Annotated in this window: 17 protein-coding genes; 10 read left to right on the top strand and 7 right to left on the bottom strand. The window is 70.9% G+C overall.

What is annotated here, in order from left to right; all coding sequences use genetic code 11:
• Window positions 1-40: 40 nt before the first annotated feature.
• The 5 genes from recJ to H7965_RS15295 all read right to left on the bottom strand — a co-directional run bounded on the left by recJ (window position 41) and on the right by H7965_RS15295 (window position 6,183).
• Window positions 41-1,732 (bottom strand): single-stranded-DNA-specific exonuclease RecJ, encoded by a 1,692-nt coding sequence (gene recJ, locus H7965_RS15315; RefSeq protein WP_186771472.1) that lies wholly within the window; start codon window positions 1,730-1,732, stop codon window positions 41-43.
• A 121-nt stretch (window positions 1,733-1,853) separates the two neighbouring features.
• The gene (gene glpX / locus H7965_RS15310) at window positions 1,854-2,849 is read right to left on the bottom strand and encodes a class II fructose-bisphosphatase (protein WP_186771456.1); all 996 of its coding nucleotides are present in this window, start codon (window positions 2,847-2,849) and stop codon (window positions 1,854-1,856) included.
• Between the two features lie 169 nt (window positions 2,850-3,018).
• Entirely contained in the window at window positions 3,019-4,311 is a 1,293-nt protein-coding gene (locus tag H7965_RS15305; protein WP_186771455.1) for a homoserine dehydrogenase, read from the bottom strand.
• Window positions 4,308-5,528 carry an LL-diaminopimelate aminotransferase gene (locus H7965_RS15300; protein WP_186771454.1) on the bottom strand — a complete coding sequence of 407 codons (1,221 nt, stop codon included), beginning with the start codon at window positions 5,526-5,528 and terminating at the stop codon, window positions 4,308-4,310. The genes H7965_RS15305 and H7965_RS15300 overlap by 4 nt, the downstream gene beginning before the upstream one ends.
• 67 nt (window positions 5,529-5,595) lie before the next feature.
• Window positions 5,596-6,183, bottom strand: coding sequence for a hypothetical protein (locus H7965_RS15295; protein WP_186771453.1), 588 nt, complete (start codon window positions 6,181-6,183; stop codon window positions 5,596-5,598).
• A 119-nt stretch (window positions 6,184-6,302) separates the two neighbouring features.
• Here H7965_RS15295 and H7965_RS15290 point away from each other — a divergent pair, with 119 nt between their 5' ends.
• Entirely contained in the window at window positions 6,303-8,105 is a 1,803-nt protein-coding gene (locus H7965_RS15290; RefSeq protein ID WP_186771452.1) for a PHA/PHB synthase family protein, read from the top strand.
• A gap of 156 nt (window positions 8,106-8,261) precedes the next feature.
• Here H7965_RS15290 and H7965_RS15285 read toward each other — a convergent pair whose 3' ends face one another.
• The gene (locus tag H7965_RS15285; protein WP_186771451.1) at window positions 8,262-9,302 is read right to left on the bottom strand and encodes a sensor histidine kinase; all 1,041 of its coding nucleotides are present in this window, start codon (window positions 9,300-9,302) and stop codon (window positions 8,262-8,264) included.
• Window positions 9,303-10,104: 802 nt separating this feature from the next.
• Here H7965_RS15285 and H7965_RS15280 point away from each other — a divergent pair.
• The 3 genes from H7965_RS15280 (at window position 10,105) to H7965_RS15270 (ending at window position 12,196) form a co-directional block, all read left to right on the top strand.
• Window positions 10,105-10,263, top strand: coding sequence for a hypothetical protein (locus H7965_RS15280; protein ID WP_186771450.1), 159 nt, complete (start codon window positions 10,105-10,107; stop codon window positions 10,261-10,263).
• A gap of 343 nt (window positions 10,264-10,606) precedes the next feature.
• Window positions 10,607-10,780 carry a hypothetical protein gene (locus H7965_RS15275; RefSeq protein ID WP_186771449.1) on the top strand — a complete coding sequence of 58 codons (174 nt, stop codon included), beginning with the start codon at window positions 10,607-10,609 and terminating at the stop codon, window positions 10,778-10,780.
• A gap of 387 nt (window positions 10,781-11,167) precedes the next feature.
• Window positions 11,168-12,196 (top strand): ligase-associated DNA damage response exonuclease, encoded by a 1,029-nt coding sequence (locus H7965_RS15270; RefSeq protein WP_186771448.1) that lies wholly within the window; start codon window positions 11,168-11,170, stop codon window positions 12,194-12,196.
• A 91-nt stretch (window positions 12,197-12,287) separates the two neighbouring features.
• Here H7965_RS15270 and H7965_RS15265 read toward each other — a convergent pair whose 3' ends face one another.
• A complete protein-coding gene (locus H7965_RS15265; protein WP_186771447.1) occupies window positions 12,288-13,088 on the bottom strand; it encodes a hypothetical protein in 801 nt (266 codons plus the stop codon).
• Window positions 13,089-13,168: 80 nt separating this feature from the next.
• Here H7965_RS15265 and H7965_RS15260 point away from each other — a divergent pair, with 80 nt between their 5' ends.
• From H7965_RS15260 to H7965_RS15235, 6 genes are all read left to right on the top strand, one after another.
• The gene (locus H7965_RS15260; RefSeq protein ID WP_186771446.1) at window positions 13,169-14,788 is read left to right on the top strand and encodes a cisplatin damage response ATP-dependent DNA ligase; all 1,620 of its coding nucleotides are present in this window, start codon (window positions 13,169-13,171) and stop codon (window positions 14,786-14,788) included.
• A gap of 34 nt (window positions 14,789-14,822) precedes the next feature.
• Window positions 14,823-16,427 (top strand): ABC transporter substrate-binding protein, encoded by a 1,605-nt coding sequence (locus H7965_RS15255; RefSeq protein WP_186771445.1) that lies wholly within the window; start codon window positions 14,823-14,825, stop codon window positions 16,425-16,427.
• A 6-nt stretch (window positions 16,428-16,433) separates the two neighbouring features.
• Window positions 16,434-17,504, top strand: coding sequence for an AbrB family transcriptional regulator (locus H7965_RS15250; protein ID WP_186771444.1), 1,071 nt, complete (start codon window positions 16,434-16,436; stop codon window positions 17,502-17,504).
• Between the two features lie 97 nt (window positions 17,505-17,601).
• A complete protein-coding gene (locus H7965_RS15245) occupies window positions 17,602-18,993 on the top strand; it encodes an amidase (protein ID WP_186771443.1) in 1,392 nt (463 codons plus the stop codon).
• Between the two features lie 9 nt (window positions 18,994-19,002).
• Window positions 19,003-19,191, top strand: coding sequence for a hypothetical protein (locus tag H7965_RS15240; protein WP_186771442.1), 189 nt, complete (start codon window positions 19,003-19,005; stop codon window positions 19,189-19,191).
• 11 nt (window positions 19,192-19,202) lie between these two features.
• The gene (locus H7965_RS15235; RefSeq protein ID WP_222440627.1) at window positions 19,203-20,513 is read left to right on the top strand and encodes an amidase; all 1,311 of its coding nucleotides are present in this window, start codon (window positions 19,203-19,205) and stop codon (window positions 20,511-20,513) included.
• Window positions 20,514-20,663 lie beyond the last annotated feature (150 nt).

The following is a 20,663-nucleotide window of genomic DNA, read 5'->3' as shown; positions in this document are numbered from 1 at the left end:
GGCGTCACGCCGCCGGGCCGGCGCGGTATGCCCGGCGGCGTCAGCCCGGCCCCACCGGCGCCGCATCCACCAAATGCAGGCAGGCGCTGATTTCGTCGTTCCAGCGCTCCGCCCGCAGCTGGCCGCAGAGATGCAGCGGCACGCGCTCGCCAAGCAATGCCTCGGCCAGCGGGCCTTCCTTGGCGCGGAAGCAGATCGCCTTCAGCCGGCCGCCCGCCTCGCCCTCAAGGAAGGCGCGCACCGTGGCGCCTTCCTTGCCGACGCGGTCGGCCCGCACCACCCTGCTGCGCGGCAGGACGAAAACCGGCTCCTCGTTGCCGGCGCCGAAGGGGGCCAGCCGCTCCACCTCCCGTGCCAGGCCGGTGGTCGCTGCCGGGACGGTGACGCTGCCTTCGATCAACAGATCCGCCGCGCCGGGCAGGCCGGAGGCGGCGGCAAGGCGTTCGGCGAGGAAGGCGTGCAGCGCCTCCCGCCGCTCGATCGGGAAGCTGAAGCCGGCCGCCATGGCGTGGCCGCCGCCGGTTTCCAGCAGCCCGGCCTGACGCGCCGCGATCACCGCCGCGCCAAGGTCGAGCCCGGGGACGGAGCGGCCGGAGCCCTTGGCGATGCCGCCGGCGACGCCGGCGATGCAGGCGGGGCGGTTGAAGCGTTCCTTCACCCTGCCGGCGACGATGCCGACCACGCCCGGGTGCCAGCCCTCGCCGCAGACCAGCAGCACCGGATGGCCGGCGGCGGCCTGCGCCTCGGCGGCGGCGAAGGCGGCGCCCAGTACCTCGGCCTCCACCTCCTGGCGGCGGCGGTTCACCGCATCCAGCCGTTCCGCCATGGCGCGCGCTTCGATGCTATCGTCGCAGAGCAGCAATCGCAGGCCGAGGTCCGGCTCGTCGATCCGCCCGGCGGCGTTGATCCGCGGGCCGAGCACGAAGCCGAGCGAATGCGCCGTCGGCAGGTCGCGCACCAGCCCGACCTCCAGCAGGGCGGCGATGCCGGCGCGGTCGCGCCGCGCCATCACCTTCAGCCCCTGCGCCACCAGGGCGCGGTTCACCCCAGTCAGCGGCATCACGTCGCAGACGGTGGCGAGCGCCACCAGGTCCAGCAGCTCCAGCAGCGGCGGCTCCGCGCCACGGCCGAAATGGCCGAGCCGGCGCAGCGCCCGGTGCAGCGCCACCACGGTCAGGAAGGCGACCGCCGCGGCGCAGAGGTGGCGCAGGCCGGAATTGCAATCGAGCCGGTTCGGATTGACCACCGCCGCCACGCGCGGCACCGGCCCCTCGGCCTTGTGGTGGTCGAGCACCACGACATCGGCCCTTCCCTCGGCCTCGGCCAGCGCCGCATGGGCGGCGATGCCGCAATCGACGCAGATGATCAGCGTTGCACCGCGCTCGCAGAGGGTGCGGATGGCCGCCGGGTTGGGGCCGTAGCCTTCCTTCAGCCGGTCCGGCACGTAATGCGTGACACTGCAGCCGAGCTGGCGGAGCGCGCGGACCATCAGCGCGCCGGAACAGGCGCCATCCACGTCATAGTCGCCGAAGACGGCGACGGTCTCCTGCTCCCGCACCGCGCTGGCCAGCCGGGTGGCCGCCGAATCCATGTCCCTCAGAGTGGAGGGGTCGGGCAGCAGCGCCCGCAGGGTGGGTTCGAGAAAATCCGCGACGGCCTCGATACCGATGCCGCGCGCCGCCAGCAGCCGCCCGAGCAGTTCGGGCAACCCGGCCCGCTGGGCGATGGCCATGCCGATGCGGGCATCGCCCTCACGCCAGATCCAGCGGCGCCCAGTGACGCTGCGGGTGACACCGAGCGCCGCGCCGGGCACGGCCGGGGCCAGCAGTCCCGGCGGCGCGCCCGGGCCCTGGTCAGGCAACGAAGGCCGCCGGCTTCAGCGCGAAATTGTGGTGGCCCTCGACATAGCGCACGGTGCCCGACTTGCTGCGCATGACGATGGAATGGGTGACCGCGCCGCTGGCGGTGCGGCGCACGCCACGCAGCATGGCGCCGTTGGTCACGCCGGTGGCGGCGAACATGACGTTGCCGGCGGCCATCTCGTCGACCCGGTATTTGCGCTGCGGATCGGTGATGCCCATCTCCCGCGCGCGGACGGTCTGCTCCTCATTCTCGAACAGCAGCCGTCCCTGCAACTGGCCGCCGATGCAGCGCAGCGCCGCCGCCGCCAGCACCCCCTCCGGCGCGCCGCCGGAGCCGATGTAGATGTCGATCCCGGCTTCCGGCTGGCTGACCGCGATCACGCCGGAGACATCGCCGTCGCCGAGCAGGGTGATGCGCGCGCCGGCGTCACGGCAGGCCTGTATCATCTCCTTGTGGCGGTCGCGGTCGAGAGTGCAGACCATCAGGTCGTTGATGGCGCATTTCTTCGCCCGCGCCAGCTCACGCAGGTTCTCGGCCACCGGGGCGTCGAGGTCGACGATGCCCTCGGGCAGGCCTGGGCCGACGGCGATCTTGTCCATGTAGATGTCGGGCGCGTGGAGGAAACCGCCGCGCTCGGCCAGCGCCACCGTGGCGATGGCGTTGGTGCCGCCCTTGGCGGTGATCGAGGTGCCTTCCAGCGGATCGACGGCGATGTCGCAGAGCGGGCCGCCGAGGCCGATCTGCTCGCCGATGTAGAGCATCGGCGCCTCATCCATCTCGCCCTCGCCGATGACGACGGTGCCGGAGATCGCCACGGTGTCGAAGGCCTTGCGCATGGCGTCCACCGCGGCGCCGTCGGCGGCATTCTTGTCGCCGCGGCCGATCCAGCGCGAGGCGGCAAGCGCCGCGGCCTCCGTCACCCGGACCAGCTCCAGCGCCAGGTTGCGGTCCACCACCAGGCCCGCGGTCGGATCGTACTCGGCCATCTCAGCCTCCCTGCGTTTCCCGCGGATCATAGCGTGCCGCCGGCCCGGCGGGAACGGCACCGGTGGACCGTACCGAGCGCGCTTCCGTGCGCCGCGAGCCAGCCTCGCGCGGACCCAGCGTCCGGCGTGTGTGGGGAGCCGAACCCCAGAGGGTTCAGCTCCGCCGGGATCAGAGCGGCTCGATCCGGATCATCGCCGGCGGCTCCAGCACCACATCCAACGCGGCGATGCGGGTGATGGCGGCGCGCATCGCCGCTTCCTCGCAATCATGCGTGGTCAGCACCACCGGCACCGCTTCGCCGGGGGCGCGGCCGCGCTGCAGCATGGATTCCAGGCTGATCGCCTGGTCGCGCAGGATGCCGGTGACATCGGCGATGACGCCGGGCCGGTCGACCACCATCAGCCGCAGGTAATAGGCGCCGACATGGCGCTCCATCGGCTCGCTCGGCGCGGTGCTCAGCGCGCCGCCCGCGGCGCCCCAGACCGGCGTCACCCGGTCCTGGGCGATGTCGATCAGGTCGGCGACCACGGCGCTGGCGGTCGGCCCGGCGCCGGCGCCACGGCCTTCCAGCATCACCCGGCCGACATGGTCGCCTTCCGCCACCACCGCGTTGAACACGCCATCCACCCGGGCGATCGGCGCCGCCACCGGCACCATGCAGGGATGGACGCGGGTGGAGATGCCGCCCTCGGTGCGGGCGGCGATGCCGAGCAGCTTGATGCGGTAGCCCAGCTCGCCGGCCAGGAGGATGTCGAGCGCGGTGATCGCGCGGATACCTTCGACATGCACCGCGGCGAAATCCACCGGCCGGCCGAAGGCCAGCGCCGCCAGGATCGCCAGCTTGTGCGCGGCGTCGATGCCGTCGATGTCGAAGCTGGGGTCGGCCTCGGCGTAGCCGAGCTTCTGCGCTTCCGCCAGCACCTCGGCGAACTCGCGCTGCGCCTCGCGCATCACCGTCAGGATGTAATTGCAGGTGCCGTTGAGGATGCCGGCGACGCGCTGGATGCGGTTGGCCGCCAGCCCTTCGCGCAGCCCCTTGATCGCCGGGATGCCGCCGGCCACGGCCGCCTCGAAGGCCAGGGGCACGCCGCGCGCCTCGGCCAGCTCGGCGATCGCCGCGCCATGCACCGCGAGCAGCGCCTTGTTGGCGGTGACCACCGGCTTGCCGGCAGCGAGGGCGGCCTCGACCAGGGCGCGGGCCGGGCCGTCGCTGCCGCCGATCAGCTCCACCACCACGTCGGTGCCGGGATCGGTGGCCAGCGCGACCGGATCGTCGTACCAGCGCAGCCCGTCGAGCTTCACGCCGCGGTTGCGCCTGCGGTCGCGGGCGGAGACGGCGCCAACCACCACCGGCCTTCCGGCCCGGGCGGCGACGATGTCGGCATTGCCGGCGAGCAGCTTCAGCACGCCGGCACCAACCGTGCCGAGCCCGGCAACGGCTACGGAAAGCGGTTTGCTCATGCGCCGACGGCCTCCTTTTCCAGCTCGGCCGGGCCGAGATTGTCGCCCTGGAGGAATGCGCGGATGCCGCGCAGCGCCTGGCGGATGCGATGGTTGTTCTCGACCAGGGCGATGCGCACATGGGCGTCGCCGTGCTCGCCGAAGCCGAGGCCGGGGGCGACCGCCACCTTGGCGCGCGCCAGCAGCAGCTTGCTGAACTCGACGCTGCCAAGGTGACGGAACTTCTCCGGGATCGGCGCCCAGACGAACATCGAGCCATCAGGGGAGGGCACCGGCCAGCCGGCGGCGGTCAACCCCTTCACCAGCAGGTCGCGCCGCTCCCGGTACAGGATGCGCATCTCGGCCACCGTGTCCTGCGGCCCGTTCAGCGCGGCGGTGGCGGCGATCTGGATCGGCGCGAAGGCGCCGTAGTCGAGATAGCTCTTCACCCGGGTCAGCGCGCCGATCAGCCGCTCATTGCCGGCGGCGAAGCCCATGCGCCAGCCCGGCATGTTGTAGGTCTTGGAGAGTGAGGTGAACTCGACCGTCACATCCTTGGCCCCCTCGACCTCCAGCACCGAAGGCGGCGGGGTGGTGCCGAAGTAGAGCTCGGCATAGGCAAGGTCGCTGAGGATGAACAGCTCGTGCCGCCGGCAGAGCGCCACCAGCTCGCGGTAGAATTCGATCGAGGCGAGATGCGCCGTCGGGTTCGACGGGAAGTTGACGATGACCGCGGTTGGCTTCGGCACCGAATGCCGCACCGCCCGGTCGATGGCCGACAGCATCTCGTCATCCGGCGTGCAGGGCAGGCTGCGGACGCTGGCGCCGGCGATGATGAAGCCGAATTGGTGGATGGGATAGGACGGGTTGGGCACCAGGATGGTGTCGCCCGGCGAGGCGATCGCCTGGGCCAGGTTGGCCAGGCCTTCCTTGCTGCCGAGCGTCGCCACCACCTCGGTCTCCGGGTTCAGCTTCACCCCGAAGCGGCGGTCGTAGTAGGCGGCGAGGGCGCGGCGCAGCCCGGGGATGCCCTTCGACATGGAATAGCGATGGGTGCGCGGGTCCTGCACCGCCTCGACCAGCTTGGCGACAATATGCGGTGGCGTCGGGCTGTCCGGATTGCCCATGCCGAGGTCCACGATATCCTCCGCAGCGGCCCGTGCCTTGGCCTTGGCGGCGTTCACTTCCGCGAAGACATAGGGTGGCAGGCGGCGGATGCGGTGGAATTCCTCGGTCATCTCACAGGGTCCGATCGGTTGTCCCGGCCACGGGCGCCGCCGGGGACCGCCCGTATAACGGACCCCGTCACCGGTTGCGAGGCGGCGCGAGCAGATCAGGCGGCGGCGGGGCAGGGGCCTCGTCCGGCAACTCCGGCAGGGCGGGCTCCGGCTCCGGTGCCAGGGCGCGCGGCGGCGGCGGCGGGGCGGCCCCCGGCCGAAGGGTGGGGACGGCGCTGGCCGGCAGTTCCGCCCGGCTGGCCCGCGGGGGCGCCACGTCGTTCCACGGGATCACCGGCGCGGCGGCGAAGGAAGGCGGGCGCGGCGGCGCCCCCGGCACCGGCGGGGAGCCGGGCGAGGTGGTGCCCGTGCCGTCCGGGACCTGGCGCAGGATGACCGGCCCGCGCGAGCTGGCGCGGTCGGCGGCCAGCGCCGCGGTCAACGCCGCCCGCGACTCGGGGGTCGGACGTTCCGGCCGCGGCGGTACGCTGGCGAGGTTGGGCGAGGGGAGGTCCATGCCGGGCGGCGGCAGCCGACCCTCATCGGCCGCGCCGGAGACGCGGCGCCAGATCTCGACCGGGTTCACCTCCTTCGGCACCGCGCAGCCGCCGAGCAGCAGGCCGAACGCCGCCACCATCGCCCCGCTCCGCCGTGCCGCCCAACCGATCTCCCGCATGGCCCTTCGGCTTACCTGTTGAAGCCCAGGATTAGCCCGGATCGGCCGGCCGCGACAGTCTCCGGCGCGGAAGCGGAACCGGGCTGGAGGCAGCCCCCGGCAAGGCGTAGGATGCCGCCATGGCCGAAGACAAGACCCCAGAAGGCCCGGCTTTCCGAATGCCGGATCCCGCTCTCGTCACCCGCACCATGTCGGAGGTGGCGGAACGCGGGCAGCGCATCGTCACCGACTTCCTCAAGCGCCAGTCCGGCTCGGCAACCACGCCGGACCCTTTCAATATCGGTGGCGCCTTCCTCGAGATGACGACGCGGCTGATGGCCAATCCGACGCAGCTGGTGCAGGCGCAGCTCGGCTTCTGGCAGGATTACCTGACACTTTGGCAGAACACCGCCCGGCGCATGCTGGGCGAGGAGGCCGCGCCGGTGATTGCCGAGGACCCGCGCGACCGCCGCTTCAAGGACGAAGCCTGGCGGGAGAACGAGGTCTTCGACTTCATCAAGCAATCCTACCTGCTCTCGGCCCGCTTCTTCCAGAACGTGGTCGGCGGGGTGGACGGGCTGGACCAGAAGACTGCGCAGAAGGTCGATTTCTACACCAGGCAATTCGTCGATGCGATGAGCCCGTCGAATTTCCTGCTGACCAACCCCGAGGTGCTGCGCCGCACCGCGGAGACCGGCGGCGAGAACCTGCTGAAAGGGCTGTCCCACCTGCTGGCGGATCTGGAGCGCGGCAAGGGCAAGCTGCGCATCCGCATGACGGACGACAGCAAATTCCGCATCGGCGAGAACATCGCGGTGACCCCCGGCAAGGTGGTCTACCGGAACGATCTGATGCAGCTGATCCAGTACGCGCCGACGACCGAGACGGTGCTGAAGCGGCCGCTGGTGATCTTCCCGCCGTGGATCAACAAATTCTACATCCTCGACCTGCGGCCGAAGAACTCCTTTGTCCGCTGGGCGGTGGAGCAGGGCCATACCGTCTTCGTCGTCTCCTGGGTGAACCCGGATGAGACGCTCGCCGAGAAGGGCTTCGAGGACTACATGCGCGAGGGCGTCTACGGCGCGCTGGAAGCCATCGAGCGGGCGACCGGGGAGAAGCAGGTCAACGCCATCGGCTATTGCCTCGGCGGCACCCTGCTGGCGACGACGCTGGCGCATATGGCGGCGAAGCGCGACACCCGCATCAAATCCGCCACCTACTTCGTCACCATGACGGATTTCGAGGAGGCCGGGGAACTCGGCGTCTTCATCGACGAGGAGCAGTTGCACAGCCTCGAGGAGAAGATGCAGCAGCGCGGCTATCTGGAGGGCGCCGAGATGGCGACCACCTTCAACATGCTGCGTGCCAACGACCTGATCTGGTCCTTCGTCGTCAACAACTACCTGATGGGGCAGGAGCCCTTCCCCTTCGACCTGCTGTACTGGAACGACGACAGCACCCGCATGCCGGCGAAGATGCACAGCTTCTACCTTCGGCGGATGTACCAGCAGAACGACCTGGTGAAGCCGGGCGCGATCGAGCTGCTGGGCCAGAAGATCGACCTGCGGAAGATCAAGGTGCCGAGCTACCTGATCTCGACACGGGAAGACCATATCGCGCCGTGGAAAAGCACCTACCGGGCGACGCAGATCTACAGCGGGCCAGTGCGCTTCGTGCTCGCCGCCAGCGGCCACATCGCCGGCGTGGTCAACCCGCCGGACAGCGGCAAGTACAGCCACTGGGTCAATGAGCAGCTGCCGCCCGACCCGGAGCAGTGGTTCAAGGGTGCGACCGAGCTGGCGGGTTCCTGGTGGCCGGACTGGCATCGCTGGGTGACGGCGCTGGGCAAGGAGCAGGTGCCGGCGCGGCAGCCCGGCAGCGCGGCGCTGCCGCCGATCGAGGATGCCCCCGGCAGCTATGTCAAGGTGATGGCGACGGATTAGTACGGATCGCGGAGAGGCACGAACACCCCGGAGGCTGAAGCCGCTCTACGAACAAAACGCCAAAGTGGATCGCGGAGGGGCGCGAATGGCCCGGAGCGCGAATTCTGCTGCCCCGGGGCGCGGACCGCATCCATGCGGTGGCGGCCGCAGCGCGGGTCAGGGCGATCCACCACAGGCGAAGCGCAGCTTCGCCGTCGTGCCGGCCTCGGCCTCAAAGCGGATCGTGGCCCGAGCCTGGCGTGCCAGCCGCGGAATCAGATGCAGGCCGAGGCAGCCCTGCGGCGAGTTCCGGGTGTGGGTCCCCGGCAGCCCGATGCCATCATCCGCCACCACCACCTCGCCGGTCCTCGGCCCGGCCTGGCGGACGAGCAGGGTGATGGTCCCGGCGCGGCCATCCGGGAAGGCATGCCGTGCGGCATTCACCACCAGCTCGTTGACGATCAGCGCCAGCGGCGTCGCCTGCGCCACCGGCAGCTCCAGCCGGTCCTCCAGCCGCAACGCCAGGGTGAGGCCGGGGCGGCCGGTGAACTCCAGCGCCGTGCGGGCGGTCGATGCCAGCTCCTCGCCGAGATCGACCGCGACATCGTCGAAGATGTGGAACATCCGGTCCTGCACCAGTGTCGCCAGCATCACCCGGGTGGCGGCGCCACGCAGCGCCGCGGCCACGCTGGCATCGCTTGCCCGGCTGGCCTGCAGGCTGAGGAAGGAGGTGGTGGCCTGGGCGTTGTTCTTGACCCGGTGCTGCAGTTCGGACAGCAGGCCCTCGCGCTCCTCAAGCGCGCGACGCCGGGCTTCCAGCGCCTGGCGCGTCTCGGTGATGTCGATGCAGGATCCGATGTAGCCGGTGAAGCGGCCGCCGACGGTGACCGGTTGCCCATGGTCCAGCAGCCAGCGCCAGGTACCGTCGTGCCGGCGCAGGCGATATTCGATCGAGAAGCTTTCGCGCCGATCGAAGGCGGCGTTGAAGGCGGCGACGCGGGCCTCGGCATCCTCCGGGTGCACCAGCTCGGCCCAGCGGAAGCCGAGCTGCGCCTCCATCTCCTGGCCGGTGAAATCCAGCCAGGGGCGGTTGAAGAAGTTGCAGTGCTCCGCCGCGTCGCAGCGCCAGATCATCAGCGGGGCCTGGTCGGCAAGCTGGCGGAAGCGCGCATCGTCGCCCTCCACCATCGCCTGGACCGATGCCGCCTCGTCACCCATCCCTTCACCCTCGCCCGCGCGACGTTGCGTATCCGGTACTGCCTGACGCCTGGGAAACCCGGAGGTTCCGCTTGGCGCCTATCCGATCGCTCGACACCTCCAGGCGAACCATCCCTGGCCGGCATTGAACTGGGGAGAACGCCGCGCCGCGGGATTCTGCGGCCATGATGGCGGACACATCCGCGTAGCCACAGGGCCGGTATCGGCGGAAGGCGGGCGATAGTCCGTCGCCAGGAGCAGGGCGCAGAGCCACCGCGACCATCGGCAAGCGGGTGGAGCTTGGTCGCGGGTCCGCCGCGCGGTGCGCTCGCATTGCGGTGCGGTCTAGGATGGCGACCGTCGGCGGCTCGTCACAAGCCGCCAGCGCCGCGAAAATCTGCTGCCGTAGCCCACGCTCGCCCCGGCGGTTGATGCGGTTGAACAGCGTCGTGCACGGACCGTACTCAGCCGGGATCGCCCGCCAGCGCAGGCCCTCGCGGTAGCGATACAGGAGCCGCTGGTCACCCGCGGATCATCGATACCCGGCCTGCCGCCCAGATGCGGTAGCAGCGGCGCGATCGCCGCCCACTGCCGGTCAGTCAGCCAGAACGACTCACTCATCGCCCAAGCCTGCCCGGAGAGCTTAAATCAGATCAGCCGTGACCAACGCAACGGAGACAGAGTCGAGATCCATCCAGAACAATTATGCGTCCGTGTGGTTCCCGGAACGGCAGTAGCCATGAGTGACCAGAAAGCCACCGCCCCGCCGATGCCGGGCGAGGGGTGAGCGCCGGCATCCTGTCCGCGCTGCGGCGCCCGAACGGTGGTGGAGGGCGAGGCCCTCTGCCGGCCCGGGCGCGACCAGACCGGAGAGGGGACATGCCCAGCCGGTCGGGAGGATGAGGCCGACAAGCAGATGCAATCGACCGCGGCCAGCCTCGCTGCGGTCGACGAATGGATCGACCGCCAGGCCTGGGACTGAATTCAAAACCACCGATGACCTGCCTCTGACCAATGCAGATCATCGCGCGGGCGCAGCTTGAGCGCACTTACGCGGCGTGGAGCGAGGCCAGTCCTGCGGCAATGGTCGCCACCCATCGCCAGGCGGCCGCCAGGAAGGCGCCCCGCCTGTTACAAGAAGGCGCGACCGCCGGCTGCGGAGCCATGCCGGTGCCCGCTGGTCTCCCGCAAACGACGGATAGGTCCGACAACCCCTCTGCCTGGTCCTCGCGAGGCCAATCGTGATTTGAACGGGCGCCGAATACCTGCGATCTTCGGCTTCAACACGATGCCGTGATCAGCCGGATCGTGAAGGTGGCGGTCACATGGTGTCCCAAGTCTCATTAGCCGAAATCCTCAATGAAGACCTGTCCCCCGCGCCTGGTGGGATCGCCGGCCTTGTGGCGTTGGCATCCGCCAACCTCGCGGTTGTCCTGTTCCGCATCGCGGCGGTGGCGATCCTGGCCTCACCGCTCCTGATCATCTGGTTTGTTCGGTAGGATGCCGGTCGGTAACTGACAGGCCAGCTTCGCACAGGATCGACGCCCGCCCGGTTGCCGCGGCGGGCGCTTCTGTCTCCAGGCGATAGCGCCGCCAGCGTTTCGGGCTTCGGCCCCTCCTGATCTGGACCCATCCGGGCCGGGTATTGACGGCGATGCAGCATCGCCACGCCAGCCGCCGCCCTGGCTCGCCGACCGTCGCCTCGCCGCTACCCATGGTGGCGGTCGCGGCCGGCACGGACAGGCGCTGGCACCGTGTCAGCCACGTGCCGATCGAAGCGGCATGTTCCTGCCTTGGCCCGGTTCCATCTGGCTCGTGGCTTGGGTTGAGCCGCTGCACTCCGCCACGAGCGGTTGAAGCGCGATACTGCCCCTATATGAGCCAGTATGATCCCCCACCCCGAAACCTGGCTGCGGGTGACGCCGCAGGGCCTCCATTGCCTCCCTGCCGACCTCTGGATCGACCCGCCGCGTCCGGTGCCGCGCGCGGTCATCACCCATGGCCATGCCGACCACGCCCGGCCCGGCCATGCCGCGGTGCTGGCGACGCCGGAGACACTCGCCATCATGCGGGCGAGGATGGGCGAGGCCGCCGCCGGTGGCAGCCAGCAGGCGCTGCCGCCGGGCGAGCGGCTGGACCTCGGCGGCGTGACCCTGTGGCTGGCGCCGGCCGGACATGTGCTTGGCTCGGCCCAGGTGGTGCTGGAGTGGCGGGGGGCGCGGGCCGTGGTCTCCGGCGACTACAAGCGCCAACCCGATCCGACCTGCCGGGGGTTCGAACCGGTGCCCTGCGATGTCTTCGTCACCGAGGCGACCTTCGCCCTGCCGGTGTTCCGCCACCCGCCGCCGGCCCATGAAGTGGCGAAACTGTTGCGCAGCCTGGCGCTGTTCCCGGAGCGCACCCATGTCATCGGCGCCTATGCGCTTGGCAAGGCGCAACGGCTGATCGCGCTGCTGCGTGCGGCGGGGTGGCAGGCGCCGGTCTACCTGCATGGCGCGCTGCTGCCGCTGTGTCGGCTGTACCAGGAATTCGGCATTGAACTGGGCGAGCTGCGTCCGGCCACCATCGCCGACAAGGCGGCGCTGCGCGGCGCCATCGTGCTGGCGCCGCCCTCGGCGATCGCCGACCGCTGGGCGCGGCGGCTGGAGGATCCGGTGGTCTGCATGGCCTCGGGCTGGATGCGGGTGCGGCAGCGGGCGAAGCAGGGCGGGGTGGAACTGCCACTGGTGATCTCCGACCATGCCGATTGGGACGACCTCAACCGTACCATCGACGAGGTGGGGGCGCCGGAGGTCTGGGTGACCCACGGCCGCGACGATGCGCTGGTGCATGCCCTGGCGCAGCGCGGCATCCGCGGCCGGGCGCTGCACCTGGTCGGCCTCGGCGAGGATGATGAGGCGGTGCATGCCGCCTGAGCCGGGGACCAAGTGGATTGGGTTCATGCCTGAACGCCGTTCCGCGACAGCCTGTTGTTTGCAGGGCGTGCACGCCCCTCCGCGATCCGTCCTAGCCTTGCAGCCGGGCCAGGCGCCGCCGCCGCAGCCACTGCCCGATCCAGCTGCGCCGCAGGCGCAGTTCGGTGCAGGTGGTGCGGATGCGGCGGACGCCGGCGAAGAGCTGAGCGTATTTCCGCTCGAATTCCACCTGTGCCCGGTCGAAGGCGACATCCCGGCGGCCGGGGCTGAGATGGCGGAGATGGAAATCGATCACCCAGGCGCTGCGCCCGGCGAGCCGTGCCTGCAGGCAGAGATCGGCGCCATAGAGGTGGAAACCCGCCATATCGGCCGACAGCCCGACCGGCGCGGCGCGCCGCAGCACGATGAAATTCTCATCGAGGCTGACCGCGCGGGCCGGCAGGGCGCCGCGCCGCTGGCCCTCGCCATGCGGGTCGGAGATCCGGATGGCGAGGCCGCCGGCCGCGGTGCCGCCGGCATTGCCGGCCAGCGCCCAGTGCGGATCCAGCCGATCCAGCTCGGCGAGGCGGGCGAGCAGCACCGCCGCCCCATCCTCCAGCAGCCGGACATCCTGGTGGCAGAGCACGACGTAGCGCCGGCTTGCCGCGGCCAGCAGCCGGGGAATGCCCTGGAAGGCATCGCAGCGGAGGTTGCCGGTGGTGTCGAGGGCGATGAACTCGGCGACCTCGGGGCCAAAACCGCCCGCGGTGAAGCTCTCGACCATCGCGGCGTACTGCGCCCGGTCATTGACCAGGGTGCAGATCGAAAAGCTCGGGCCGGGCGGCTCCGCCGCCGCTTCTGCGGTCAGGAAACGGATTGCGGCGTCCGGCGACGGGGCGGGAGGGGGCGGCATAGGCACAGGCCATGCTTTTGCCTGAAAACGCCGGACCGACCACACAAAAAAGTGATGTTGCCGCTCGGCAGGCGGGCAGCATGAGCGTTCCCGCCTTCGCCGAACTGCTCGAACGCCTGGTCTTCACCCCCGGCCGCAACGCCAAGCTGGCCCTGTTGCGCGACTGGTTCGCCGCCCAGCCCGACCCGGAACGCGGCATCGGCCTGGCCGCGCTGACCGGGGAGCTGGTGTTCACCGCCGCCAAGCCGGCGCTGATCCGCGACATGGTGGCCAGCCGCACCGATCCGGTGCTGCTTACCCTCAGCCATGACTATGTCGGCGATTTCGCCGAGACGGTGGCATTGATCTGGCCAGAGCGGGCCGGGACCAATGCGCCGGCCCCGACCATCGCGGAGGTGGTGGAGGCACTGGAGCTGACGCCAAAGGCGGAGCTGCCCGGATTGATCGCCGGCTGGCTGGACCGGCTGGATGCCAGCAGCCGGCTGGCCCTTATCAAGCTGATCACCGGCGGCCTCCGGGTCGGTGTCTCCGGCCGGCTCGCCCGGCTGGCGCTGGCCGAATGGGCGGGTAAGCCGGTCGAGGAGATCGAGGAGGTCTGGCATGGCGTCGCACCGCCCTACCTGCCGCTGTTCCGCTGGCTGGAAGGCTGCGCCGAGCGCCCCGACCCGCGCGACGCCCCGGTATTCCGCCCGCTGATGCTGGCGCATCCGCTGGAGGATGCCGATGTTACCGCGCTGGACCCGACGGCCTGGCGGGCGGAGTGGAAATGGGACGGCATCCGGGTCCAGCTCACCGCCGGCCCGGGCGGGCGGCGGCTGTGGAGCCGTGGCGGCGAGGATGTCTCGGGCGCCTTCCCGGAAATCATCGCCGCCATGGAGTTCCACGCCGTGCTGGATGGCGAGCTGCTGGTGATGCGCGATGGCGTGGTCGCGCCCTTCGCCGACCTGCAGCAGCGGCTGAACCGGAAATCGGTGACGGCGAAGATGCAGCAGGACTATCCGGTCGGCGTCCGGCTCTACGACCTGCTGTTCGAGGGCACCGAGGATCTCCGCCCGCTGCCCTTCGACGCCCGGCGGGCAAGGCTTGAGCAATGGGTGGGCCGGGTGGCGCCGGCGCGGCTGGACCTCTCGCCGCAGATCGCCTTCGCCTCGGTTGCCCAGCTTTCCGGCATCCGCGACGGGGCGCGCGCCGCCTCGATCGAGGGGCTGATGTTGAAGCGCGCCGACAGCCCCTATGTCGCCGGACGGCAGAAGGGCCTCTGGTGGAAGTGGAAGCGCGACCCGCTCTCGATCGACGCGGTGCTGATGTACGCCCAGCGCGGCCATGGCAAGCGCAGCAGCTTCTACAGCGACTATACCTTCGGGCTGTGGCGGCCGGACGGGGCGGGCGGGGAGGAGCTGGTGCCGGTCGGCAAGGCCTATTCCGGCTATACGGACGCGGAGCTTGCCTGGCTCGACCGCTGGATCCGCAATCACACCACCGGCCGCTTCGGCCCGGTGCGGGAGGTGGAGAAGGCGCTGGTGCTGGAGGTGATCTTCGACGCCGCGCAACGCAGCAGCCGGCACAAATCCGGGGTGGCGCTGCGCTTCCCTCGCATCGCCCGCATCCGCACCGACAAGCCGGCCAGCGAGGCGGACCGGCTGGAGAATCTGACGAGCTTCATCGAGGCGCGAGACAGCAGGGCCAGTCCGGCACGCTGATTGCATAAGCCTGCTCCGGATCGGAGGCAGGCGTATGGCGATACGACGGCGGCACATCCTGAAGGCTTCCGCGGGCGGCGCGCTGCTGCCCCTGGCCCGGGCCGAGGCGGCGGATCCGGTGCTGCGGGTCGGCACCACTTTGGCCGATATCCCGCTGACCACCGGCCAGCCGAGCCAGGGCGGCGAGGGCCAGCGCTTCATCGGCTACCAGCTCTACGATTGCCTGATCAACTGGGACCTCTCGAAGCGCGACATCGCCGCCCGGCACCGCCCCGGCCTTGCCCTGTCCTGGGAGGTGGACCGCGAGACCCGCACGGTCTGGACCTTCCGCCTCCGCCCCGGCGTCACCTTCCACGACGGCTCCGCCTTCACCGCGGATGACGTGGTCTGGAACCTCGACAAGCTGATGCGGCGGGAGGCGCCGCAATTCGACGGCGCCCAGGCGGTGCAGGCGGCAACCTATGTCGCGCCCATCGCCGGCTACCGCGCCCTCGACCCGATGACAGTGCAGATCACGACGAAACAGCCCGACGCGGTCTTCCCATACCAGGTCAGCAGCATCTTCATCTCCTCCCCGCGGCGGTGGGAGGAGATGGGGCGGGACTGGAACCGGGTGGCGATGCGCCCCTCCGGTACCGGCCCCTGGATGCTGGAGAGGCTGGTGCCGCGGCAGCGGGCGGAACTGTTGCGCAATGCGACATACTGGGACCCCGACCGCATCCCGAAGACCGAGCGGCAGGTGCTGCTGACCATCCCCGACCCCAACACCCGCGTCTCCGCCCTGCTCTCCGGCCAGGTCGACTGGATCGAGGCGCCGCCGCCCGATGCGCTGCCGCGGCTGCGCAGCGCCGGGATGCAGATCGTGACCAACCTCTACCCGCATATCTGGCCCTACCAGCTCTCCACCCTGCCGGATGCGCCGACCCGGGATGTGCGGGTGCGCCGCGCGCTGAACCTGGCGATCGACCGGGAAGGGCTGGTCACCCTGCTTGCCGGCACCGCCATGCCGGCGGAGGGCATGATCAACCGCGGCCATCCCTGGTTCGGCAATCCGGGCTTCCGCATCACCCATGACCCGGAGACGGCGCGGCGGCTGCTGGCCGAGGCCGGCTACGGTCCGCGCAATCCGCTGAAGCTGAAATTCGGCATCTCCACCAGCGGCTCCGGCCAGATGCAGCCCCTGGCGATGAACGACTTCATCCAGCAGAACCTCGCCGCCGTCGGCGTCACGGTCGAGTTCGACGTGCTGGAATGGGAGGCGCTCAGGGCCCGCCGCCGCGCCGGTGCCGCCGCCCAGGAGAATCGCGGCGTTGCCGGCATCAACAACTCCTGGGGATTCTGGGACCCTGACATCGGCCTGATTGCCACCAGCTGGTCGCGCCTCACCCCGCCGCAGGGCTTCAACTGGGGCGGCTTCGCCGATCCGGAGGCGGATGCCCTGGCCGCCGAGGCCAAGCTCGCCTTCGATCCGGAGGAGCAGGACCGCATCCTTGCCCGGCTGCACGACCGCATCGTTGACCAGGCGATGTGGCTCTGGGTGGTGCATGACCTGAACCCGCGCGCCCTCGGCCCGCGGCTGCGGGGGTTTACGCAGGCGCAAAGCTGGTTCCAGGATCTCACCCCAGTGCATTTCGGATAGCGGCATTTGCGAATTCCACTGGCATGGCTCCGGCTCCTTCTGGGTGCCGGCATCGGTGGCGCGGGTGGCGCCATCTTCGCGGTGCTGCATCTGCCGCTGCCCTGGCTGATCGGGGCGTTGGTCGCGATCGCCGTGGCGCGGCTATCCGGCCTGCCGGCCGAGGCGTCACGGCATGCGCGGAACTACTGCTTCGTCGTCGTGGGCGTCGCGCTCGGCCTCTACTTCACCCCGGCGACCGCGGCGCTGATGCTCGCCAACCTGCCGCTGCTCGTCATGGCGGCCGGCTCCACCCTCGCGGTCGGCGGCGCGCTGGCCTGGCTGCTGGCGCGGCTCGGCCGGGTGGACATGGCCACCGCCTGGTTCGCCTCCATCCCCGGCGGGGCCGCCGACATGGCGATGCTGGCGGAGGCCTATGGCGGGCATGGCGCGCCGGTGGCCGTGGCGCAGCTGCTCAGGGTCTGCGCTGTGGTGATCCTGATGCCGAACATCATGGCGGTGCTCGGCATGCATGGCGAGCATCCGGCCATCGCCATGGCGCTGCCCTTCTGGCTGCCGGGCTTCCTCGGGCTCTACGCGCTCGGCCTCGCGGGTGCGCTGCTGCTGATCCGGCTGGGGCTGAAGGCGGGGTGGATGCTGGGGCCGCTCGCCGTCAGCGCGGTGCTGACCGCCTGCGGCGTCACGCTGAGCAGCGTGCCGGGCTGGATGTCGGCAGTGGCGCAGGTGGCGCTCGGCGCGCAGCTCGGCGCCGCCTTCGACCGAGGCATGCTGGCGCGGGTGCGGCGCTTCACCCCGGCGGCGCTGCTGCATGTGGCGCTGCTGATGCTGGGCTGCGCCGCGGTGGCCGGTGGGCTGGCGCTGGTCACCGGGCGGCCGCTCGGCGCCATGCTGCTCGGCACCGCGCCGGGTGGCGTGGCCGAGATGAGCCTGACCGCCAAGACCCTCGGCCTCGAGGTCGCACTGGTGGTCACGCTGCAGGTCTTCCGCATCTTCCTGGTGGCGCTGCTGACACCGCCGGTGTTCCGCCTGCTGCACCGCCGTGGCGGCACGCCGCGCGGGGTGCCGGCGGCCGGGGAGTGAGCGGATCGCCCACCGATTCCGGATGGCGCACCGCGCGCCTCCATGGTCTCTGCGAACCCTTGCCCGGTGCTGGCCGGGCCGATGACCTGAGGTGAGAATGGACAACCCCTGCCTGCTGTCCGCCACCGAGGCGGGGCGGCTGATCGCCGCGCGGAAGCTCTCGCCGGTTGCCTATGTGCAGGCGTTGCTCGACCGCATTGCCGCGGTGGATGGCGCGGTGAAGGCCTATATCACCCCGCTGGCCGGGCCGGCACTGGCCGCCGCCCGCGCCGCCGAGGCGGAGATCGCCGCCGGGCGCTGGCGCGGGCCGCTGCATGGCGTGCCCTTCGCGGTGAAGGACAACTACTTCACCGCCGGGGTGCGGACCACGGCCGGTTCGCGGCTGATGCTGGAGTTCGTGCCGGACCGGACCGCACAGCTCATCACCCGGCTCCAGGCGGCGGGCGCCATCCTGCTCGGCAAGCTGAACACCTGGGAATACGGCACCGGCAATGGCGCGGTGTACCACGACCTGCCCTTCCCGGTGGCGCGCAACCCCTGGGATGCGGCGCGCTTCACCGGCGGCTCCTCCACCGGCAGCGAGGCGGCGGTGGCGGCCGGGCTGGCGCCCTTCGCCCTCGGCTCCGACACCGGCGGCTCCATCCGCCTGCCGGCGGCGGCCTGTGGCCTGGCCGGGCTGAAATCCACCTATGGCCGGACCAGCCGGGCCGGGGTGCTGCCGAATTGCTGGTCGCTCGATGTCACCGGTGCGCTGTGCTGGACCGCCGAGGACAGCGCCGTGGTGCTCGGCGTCATCGCCGGCCACGACCCGGAGGATCCCGGCAGCGCCGATGCGCCGGTGCCCGACTACCGCGCCGCGCTGCACGGCGGCGTCGCCGGGCTGACCATCGGCGTGGTGGCCGATGTCGGCCCAGGGGTGACGCCGGAAATCGCCGAGGGCATCGCCGCCAGCGCCCGGGTGCTGGAAGGGCAGGGGGCACGGCTGGTCGAGGTCGCCCTGCCGGCGCCGCTCGCCGACTACCGCCGCGCCGCCAGCATCATCAATTGGTCGGAATCCCATTCCATCCATGAGGCGGATTTCTGCGAGCGCGCCGCGCTGATGGGCCAGGCGCTGCGCGACAAGATGACCAGCGGCAGCCTGGTGCGGGCGGCCGACTACCTGGCGGCGCAACGGCTGCGCCGGGTGCTGGCGCGCGCCACCGATGCGCTCTTCGGCCTGTGCGACCTGCTGCTGCTGCCGGGCGCCTTCCGCGTCGCGCCGCGCTTCGAGGATGCCGCCGGCGTGCTCGCCTTCACCCGCGAGAGCGCGATGAATGTGGCGAACATCTCCGGCCATCCGGCGATGAGCGTGCTCTCCGGCTTCGATGCCGCCGGCATGCCGCTGAACGCCCAGATCATCGGCCGTTATTTCGACGAGGCGACGGTGCTGCGGGCGGCCGCGGCGCTGGAGGCGGCGACGCCGCACCGCGCCCGCCGCCCCGCGTTGTAGGATCGCATCATGACCGAGACCCCCACCGCCGCCGAGATCGACGCCTTCGTCGCCCGCCACGGGCTTTCCGCATTGACGCCGGAGCAGCGCTCCCGCATGGCGGAACTCGCCCGCACCGTCGCCGAGACGGGGCAAGCGCTGCCGCGCGTCGGCGACAAATTCGCGGAGCCCGCCACGGTATTCCGGGTCAGGGGCTGAGGAGAACACCGATGCGACGCGCCATGGAACCCTGGCAGCTGACCGCCACCGCCGCGCGGGCGAGGCTGCAGGAGGGCACGCTGACCGCCGAGGCGCTGGTGCGCTCCTGCCTCGAACGCATCGCCGCCCGCGAGACGGTGGTGAAGGCGTGGAATTTCCTCGACCCGGCGCTTGCCATCGCCAGCGCGCGGGAGGTCGACAAGGCCTATGTCCGCGGCGTGCTGCACGGCCTGCCGATCGGCGTGAAGGACATGATCGACACCGCCGACATGCCGACCACCCACAACTCGCCGATCTACCAGGGGCTGCGGCAGGGCAGGGATGCCGCCTGCGTTGGCATCGCCCGGGGCGAGGGGGCGGTGATCCTCGGCAAGACGGATACGGTGGAATTCGCCGCCAGCGGCCGGCGGGCGCTGACCCGCAACCCGCATGACCCGACCCGGACGCCGGGCGGCTCCTCCTCCGGCTCCGCCGCCGCGGTGGCCGATGGCATGGTGCCGCTGGCCTTCGGCACCCAGACCGGCGGCAGCCTGATCCGCCCCGCCTCCTTCTGCGGCGTCTACGGGATGAAGCCGACGCATGGGGTGGTGAACAGCGAGGGCGCCAAGCGCTATTCCCACACCCTCGACACCATCGGCTGGTACGGCCGGGAGCCCGCCGACCTGCGGCTGCTGGCCGAGGCCTTCCGGCTGTTCGACCTCGACCGGCCGCTGGGGAAGGGGCTGCAGCAGCTGCGCATCGGCCTCTGCCGGGGGCCGAACTGGCACCTTGCCCAGCCGGAATCCCAGGCCGCCCTGCTGATCGCCGGCCAGCGGCTGGAGGCAGCCGGCGTGGCGGTGGAGGAGCTGTCCCTGCCGCAGCGCTTCGAGGGCATCACCGAGGCGCAGCGCATCATCCTGCTCGGCGAGGGCCGCGGCGCCTTCCTGCAGGAATACGTCACCGCCCATGCCCGGCTGCACGCCGATTTCCGCGACCGGGTGGAGAACGTCGCCGAAATCACCGGCGCCAGGATGGCCTGCGCCTACGACCTCGCCGCCGAATGCCGCAAGCTGTTCGACGCGCTCTTCCCCGCCTTCGACGCGGTGCTGACCCCGGCCTGCACTGGCGAGGCGCCGGTCGGCCGGCAGGACACCGGCAACCCGGTGTTCAACAGCATGTGGACCTTGCTGCACGTGCCTTGCATCGGCATCCCCTGCACCAAGGGGCCGAATGGGCTGCCGGTGGGTGTGCAGATTGTCGGGCCGCGCTTCGGCGATGCGGCGCTGCTGGATGTGGCGGCGCTGGTGGCACCGGTGATCGATCCGGGGCTGGCATTGGAGTAGCCGGCCGGGGGCGAGGGATACACGGGTCAAGCCTGCGTATGACGGGGGGCTGGGCGCCAACGGATCGTTCCGCCCCTTCTCTGCGCATCTGGCGTGCCGCATAGGCAAATCGGGCGGAAGTGTCCGGCCCCTGCTGGAAATGGTGGCGCC

Source organism: Siccirubricoccus deserti (assembly GCF_014283215.1).
Classification (GTDB): Bacteria; Pseudomonadota; Alphaproteobacteria; order Acetobacterales; family Acetobacteraceae; genus Siccirubricoccus; species Siccirubricoccus deserti.
Note: the sequence above shows the minus strand (reverse complement) of the source record. Positions and strands in the feature narration are given on the sequence as shown.